This window comes from Chitinophaga sp., assembly GCF_035564935.1.
Taxonomy (GTDB): domain Bacteria; phylum Bacteroidota; class Bacteroidia; order Chitinophagales; family Chitinophagaceae; genus Chitinophaga.
In genome coordinates this window covers 1-6440 of the sequence record NZ_DATMTE010000539.1, presented here as the reverse complement: position 1 = coordinate 6440, position 6440 = coordinate 1, and the positions used below count along the sequence as shown (strand labels likewise).

Annotated in this window: 6 protein-coding genes; 2 read left to right on the top strand and 4 right to left on the bottom strand. The window is 42.7% G+C overall.

The window, feature by feature from the left end; translation table 11 throughout:
* Positions 1 to 133: 133 nt before the first annotated feature.
* The 3 genes from VN105_RS13940 to VN105_RS13930 all read right to left on the bottom strand — a co-directional run bounded on the left by VN105_RS13940 (position 134) and on the right by VN105_RS13930 (position 1967).
* Positions 134 to 619: a hypothetical protein gene (locus tag VN105_RS13940; protein ID WP_325641869.1), complete on the bottom strand. Its 486-nt coding sequence runs from the start codon at positions 617 to 619 to the stop codon at positions 134 to 136.
* 110 nt (positions 620 to 729) lie between these two features.
* Positions 730 to 1530, bottom strand: coding sequence for a lipid II flippase Amj family protein (locus tag VN105_RS13935; RefSeq protein WP_325641867.1), 801 nt, complete (start codon positions 1528 to 1530; stop codon positions 730 to 732).
* 257 nt (positions 1531 to 1787) lie between these two features.
* Complete coding sequence (locus VN105_RS13930; protein WP_325641865.1) at positions 1788 to 1967, bottom strand: hypothetical protein; 180 nt, start codon at positions 1965 to 1967, stop codon at positions 1788 to 1790.
* 142 nt (positions 1968 to 2109) lie between these two features.
* On the opposite strand from VN105_RS13930, the gene VN105_RS13925 reads away from it, so the two are divergent.
* Complete coding sequence (locus VN105_RS13925) at positions 2110 to 4257, top strand: alpha-galactosidase (protein WP_325641863.1); 2148 nt, start codon at positions 2110 to 2112, stop codon at positions 4255 to 4257.
* Positions 4258 to 4368: 111 nt separating this feature from the next.
* Positions 4369 to 5847, top strand: a complete 1479-nt coding sequence (cls, locus tag VN105_RS13920) for a cardiolipin synthase (RefSeq protein ID WP_325641861.1) — start codon at positions 4369 to 4371, stop codon at positions 5845 to 5847.
* Positions 5848 to 5850: 3 nt separating this feature from the next.
* On the opposite strand, the gene VN105_RS13915 is transcribed toward cls, so the two are convergent.
* A complete protein-coding gene (locus VN105_RS13915) occupies positions 5851 to 6264 on the bottom strand; it encodes a hypothetical protein (protein WP_325641859.1) in 414 nt (137 codons plus the stop codon).
* Positions 6265 to 6440 lie beyond the last annotated feature (176 nt).

Sequence of the window (6440 nt, the reverse complement as noted above, 5' to 3'; positions counted from 1 at the left end):
CCAAATTATTTAACGCTTCAAAATCCTCCAAAAAATTCGACAATCCTTTCCACAGAAACGGAAAGATCAGTATAAAAGCTGGTAGTTCCGTTTTTTTTGCGCTTAAATGTGGCGCAGTATACTATAAGCAAAATCACTCTCCCGAATCTACTACCAAACCCAATATCCTTCCTATAGCCTCTTTCAACTCCTCTACCCTTTCATTGAACCGCAGCCCCGACTGGGTTACCAATCTTTCTAAAATGTGAATACTGCCATTTTCCACCAGCTGTTCCAATTGTACTATATGCTCCCGGCAAACCACTCTTTTATCAAACCAGCTTGAGTATAATACGAAATAATAAATCTCGAAGGCAGACTGGTTAAAATAAGACAGGATCTTCCGTATATCGAATTGGCTATTGTCCAGCACCAGGTTGAGGTTAATAAGAAAGGAGGTGTCCGATACGGTATGGTACTGTATAACAGATCTGATACGATGGAGCTGCTCATCCGCCCGGGAATAAGGACTCCGGGCATTTACCACAATGAATTTCTCACTCCATAAAGCATCCAGCTTTATCGGTTGTTTGAAGAGGTAAAATTGCTTCCTCCTAAATAAATACTGCAGCGTTCTCATTTTGCCGGAATGAGGGTTACCAACAATGACAAATAATTTTCGTGGGTTAAAATTCATCTTCAAAAAAACACAGAAAATATCAAAAAACTGTTAATCAATTGTGAACAGAATTATACTTTTTCTGCCAGCCAGGCTATCAGTTGCGCGCAGGGAAATAACAACAACTGCGCCACTACGGTTCCTGCAATACGCGCAATTACCATATAGGAAACAAATCTCCTGAATGATCCCTGTGAAAGCTTGCCTAATACAACATCATCTGTAAGGATAGATAAATGCGGATCTATAAATAACACCATTAACACCGTTGCTACACCATTTATAACACCGGATAAATTACTGGCAGTTGTTCTATACTCAGGGTTTAAATATGCAGCATATACACACGATAGAACAGCAATGGTTATTATGGCACTTGCCAGCACATTGTAGATAAAAATACGCCACGGCATATCCCGGTGTGCAGGAAGTTCCAGGAACTGCTCTTTTGTCGGCATCTTCATACTTTCCTTAACAAACTGCATTCCTACACCGGATAAGCCAACGTAAAATAACTTTGGGATAGATTTATGTACACTGAAATGCGATACCGCCTTTGTCAGCAACCGTTGAAATGTGGGTATCAGCAAAGCGCCCATTACTGCTCCAACTGTACACGATAAAATAATATACCTGAATATACCGGGGTTAGATGAAACCCCTTGTTTCAGATCTTGCTCTACCGTTTTGGCCAGTAACGGCGCCTGCAAGGTATTAGCCGTACGGGATAAAAGAACAACAATATTAAAAAGGGAAAAGGTAATGGCAATTCTTCCTGTTTTTACACCTACCAGCCTGACAGCATATGATATAGTCGTCATCCCATTAATAAACATGGTAAGGACAAGTACAATAATAATCTGGGTAGCCATGTCAGTAAATTTAAACACTTACTAAAGTAAGCATTATTCTGTTCTCAGGCTCTTCACCGGGTTAGTGGCGCCAAGCCGGTGCGTCATTCCCAAAATGATCATCCCTACCAGTATTAAAAGGAAGATCTTTTATCATTCCTGCCATCAAAAGACTGGATCTTTATCAACTTCCCTACTACATCGTGCGCATAAGCCTTTTCTATAAGCAATGGATAATTATCCTGTAATAATTTAGTTAGTAATCCTAACGTTACAAACTATACTGCCGTTTCCGGGTTGGCCCACTTATTTTTTAAAAGGAAAATACGGTCATTATTTTTAATGAAATGGTTCACCTGGTACTCTCCCCGGGTATATGCGCCAATCAATAATACAATCGTGATCCCGATAGCTAACCCCCAGATATTCACCACAGCAAAAAAACGGTGCTTCCCCATATTTCCCCAGCAATACCGGGCAACTTTAGTTCATTTCTGCGCGGGATATCTTTTATTGGGAAAAGTACTTGTTAACCATATACATCCTTTCTTTTTATTTGTATTTTGTACGCTTATTCCCCGTAGTAAAAATATTTAAATAATGAAAAAACTGCTCTGCATAAGCTTTATACTGTTAACCCAATGGGCATGGGCACAGGAGAAAAATATCCGTATAGCTACCCGCAATATCAGCCTGGAATACCATGTTAACCGGGATGGCCGGTTAATCCAGCAATACTTCGGTCAGCAGCTGCAGCCGGCTTTAGCAGACACCCTGGCAACAGGAAAACAGGAAGCCTATGTAACCGCCGGGATGGAAAGCCTGCTGGATCCGGCTATCCGGATAGTGCACAACGATGGTAATCCATCTCTGGAATTAAAATATGACACCCATACTTCTTCAAGAACAAACGACGATGTGACCGCTACTTCCGTTACACTGAAGGATCCCGTATACCCGGTAACCGTTATCCTCCACTTTGAAGCCTACTACAAAGAAGATATCATCAAAGCATGGACGGAGATAAAACATAACGAGAAAAAACCGGTGCAGATAACGGCCTATGCCTCTTCCATGCTGCACCTGAAGGCAAATAAATACTGGCTAACACAATTTCACGGCGACTGGGCAAAAGAAGCCGGTATGCAGGAACAATACCTTACCACGGGAATGAAGATCCTCGACAGTAAGCTGGGCGTTAGGGCCAATATGCTGCAATCACCTTTATTCCTGCTGTCTTTAAATCATCCTGCAGAAGAAGAAAGTGGTGATGTACTGGCTGGCACGCTGGCCTGGACAGGAAATTTTAAATTTGGATTTGAGGTAGATGAACACAACACATTGCACATTAATTCGGGGATTAATCCATATGCCAGCGATTATTCGTTGAAGCCTGGCGAAATATTTACCACGCCCGCCTTCATTTTCACTCTCTCCAATAAAGGAAAAGGACAAGCCAGCCGTAACTTCCATCATTGGGCACTCAACTATGGCATACTTGACGGTCGTACCAGGCGATTAACGCTACTTAATAACTGGGAAGCAACTGGAATGAATTTCAACGAACAACGCCTGGTCAGCCTTTTCAGTGGTGCAAAAAAATTAGGAGTAGATTTGTTTTTGCTTGATGATGGCTGGTTTGCCAATAAATTCCCCCGTAATGCAGACAATGCAGGTCTGGGCGACTGGCAACCAAACACCACAAAACTGCCGCATGGATTGGGCTATCTTGTTCAGGAAGCAGAAAAGCAAGGTATAAAATTCGGAATATGGCTGGAACCGGAAATGGTAAACCCGAAAAGCGAATTGTATACAAAGCATCCGGATTGGGTACTCCGGTTACCGAACCGCGCAGAGAATTATTACCGCCACCAGATGGTACTTGATCTTACCAATCCTGCAGTACAGGATTTCGTGTATGATGTTATAGATAAAACAATGGCGGAAAACCCTGGCATCGCCTATATTAAATGGGATTGTAACCGTATGTTAACCAACACCTATTCTCCTTATCTGAAAGAAAAACAATCGCATCTTTTTATTGAATATACCCGCAGTCTTTATAAAGTACTGGACAGGGTAAGAGCGAAATATCCGCATTTGCCTATCATGCTTTGTTCCGGCGGTGGCGGCCGTACAGACTATGGCGCCATGAAATACTTTACTGAGTTCTGGCCAAGCGATAATACCGACGGACTGGAGAGGATTTATATCCAATACGGTTATTCACACTTCTTCCCTGCCAATACAATAGCGGCACATGTAACCAACTGGGGCAATCAATCCCTGAAGTTCCGTACAGATGTTGCCATGATGGGTAAACTGGGATATGATATTAAAGTAGATGATTTTACAGAAAAGGAATTACAATTCAGTCATGATGCCGTGGCTACGTATAACCGTATCAGTGATATTGTGTGGTATGGCAATCTTTACCGGCTTATTTCTCCCTATAAGGAAAACAGGGCAGTGTTCCAGTATACAACCGATGATCAGCAGAAAGCTATTGTTTTCAGTTACCTGATGAACATTGCCAAAAATGACGTATTCACCCAGGTAAAGCTTCAGGGATTAGACCCTCAGAAGCGCTACCATATCAATGAAATAAATCTTTTCCCGGGTACACATTCGTCCTATCACTTCGATAAGCTTTACAGCGGCGATTTCCTGATGAAAGAAGGCATTCAGCTGGTCCCTGGCAATGGCAGATCTCTGAGCAGCAACATACTCGAAATCACAGCAGAATAAATTGTTTTTTTGGAGTAATACGGGAAAGGCAGGGAAAGCAGCCTGTAACCATTTTAACAGAAACGTGTTAATATTGAGTATCTTGTCTTACAGCTTAAATACTATTTACTGGTGGGAACACTGATCGGTTATCTAACAGGCGCTGAATGGCATATCTACATCAAAATAGGCAGTATTGTTTTACTGATCCTTATTTTCATTGGTTTAATTGCCACTATACTGCTTGAAAACCGCAACCCGGTAAAGGCAGTCGGTTATATCCTTGTGCTCGTATTCATTCCGGTGGTGGGTTTGATCGTTTATTATTACCTGGGGCGTGATTTACGCAAAAGAAGAAGGTTTACACTAAAGGGCAGTAAAGATGAGGTATTGTTTTCCAGGTATTGGGAGTCGCAAAAGCCGTTAATAGAGCAAACGCAGGTGGAACTCCGCCGGCTTGCAGGGAATAAACAGGAAATTTCCGCCATGCTGCTGAATACCCGGCAATCTATTTTAAGTAAGAACAACAGGGTACAATTACTGATCAACGGGGAAGAAAAGTTCCCCGCGGTTTTCAGTGCGTTGCGTGCTGCGCAACATCATATTCATATCGAATACTACATGATTGCCGCAGATGATGTAGGCAACCAGGTAACAGATATCCTGATCGAAAAATTAAATCAGGGCGTACAGGTGCGCTTTCTCTACGATGATATGGGAAGCGACCGGATCGGTGATATCCCTGAGCGGTTAAAAGCGCATGGTGCCAGTGTATATCCTTTCTCTCCCGTACTGGTCGATTTTTACCTGAATGCCAATTACAGGAATCACCGGAAAATTATTGTAATAGATGGCAGGGTTGGCTTCGTAGGAGGCATTAATCTCGATGAACGGTATATAAATAACGGGAAACACGCCACTTTCTGGCGCGACACACATCTGAAAATTGAGGGGGATGCTGTGAATATTTTACAACTGCAGTTCCTGATGAGCTACCGTTATTGCAGCAAGGAGGTATTTCCTTTTGCTGCACCGTTCTTTGGCCGGTCGGACCTTACCGGTACCTGTTTCGTGGATATTGTTGCCAGCGGGCCTGATTCAGAGTGGCCTATTGCTATGCAAAGCATCCTGATGGCTATTAATATTGCTAAAAGAAGGATCAGGATCGCCAACCCCTATTTCATTCCTACAGAAGAATTGCTTACAGCGCTGCAAATGGCCGCTTTGTCTGGTAAAGATGTACAGCTGATGCTGCCGTTGAAAGGCGATTCCTACATTGTACAACATGCCGCTCTCTCCTATCTGAAACCTTTACTGGCAGCCGGTGTAAGGATCTTTTTTTATACCCGTGGTTTTATTCACGCCAAAACAATGGTGATAGATGATAACCTTGCCTGGGTAAGCTCCGTTAATTTCGATAACCGCAGCTTTTACCTGAATTGCGAAATAGGCGCTTTGATCTATGACAATGAAGTGGCAACCCGGCTAAATAAAGTGTTTGAAGAAGACCTTTTATATTCGGTTCCTGTACAGGAAACACGCTGGAATAAACGCAACGTTTTAAAACGGTTTATGGACGCCGTATGCCGGCTTCTTACACCGCTGTTATAAACGCTAATACTTCTCTTCATCCGGGTCAAGGAACTCACCATTGTCTTCTTCCAGATCTTCGTGCCTGTCGCCTCCTATGCTGTAAATATTATTCTCTTCGTCTTCCTCACCGATATTCTCTGAGTCATCGTCCAGTTCTGCCCCGGGGATGTCAAGGTCTTCTCCTGTTTTATCCTGCCTCCAGGTTTCTTCCTGTTCCTCGTTTTCTTTGGGTTTCTTCTTATCCGGCGGCAATTCACTGTTTCTGCGGAATGAACCGGTTACCTCATTAATATCAAGATCCACCTCCTTATCCCTGTTTTTCCTGTTCATGATATCCTCACTGGCAGGATATTCCGGGTAACCCGGGAACTGGTCCTCCTCTTTTTGGGGAACTTGTTTATCTTCCTTTCCTGCTTTATTTTTTTTGTTGTTCATAATCAAATCTTTTAGTGACTAAAAATGCAGAAAATGCCGTGCCACATCAGGTAGCAGGTATTGTATCAGAAAGATAACAAAGCAGGATAATGATTGTTTACAGGATAGATCAGCGTTTTTTCCCAACAAGATTCAATTGCAGCGATAAACCGGCAGAGTACAGTTTTACCTGTCCA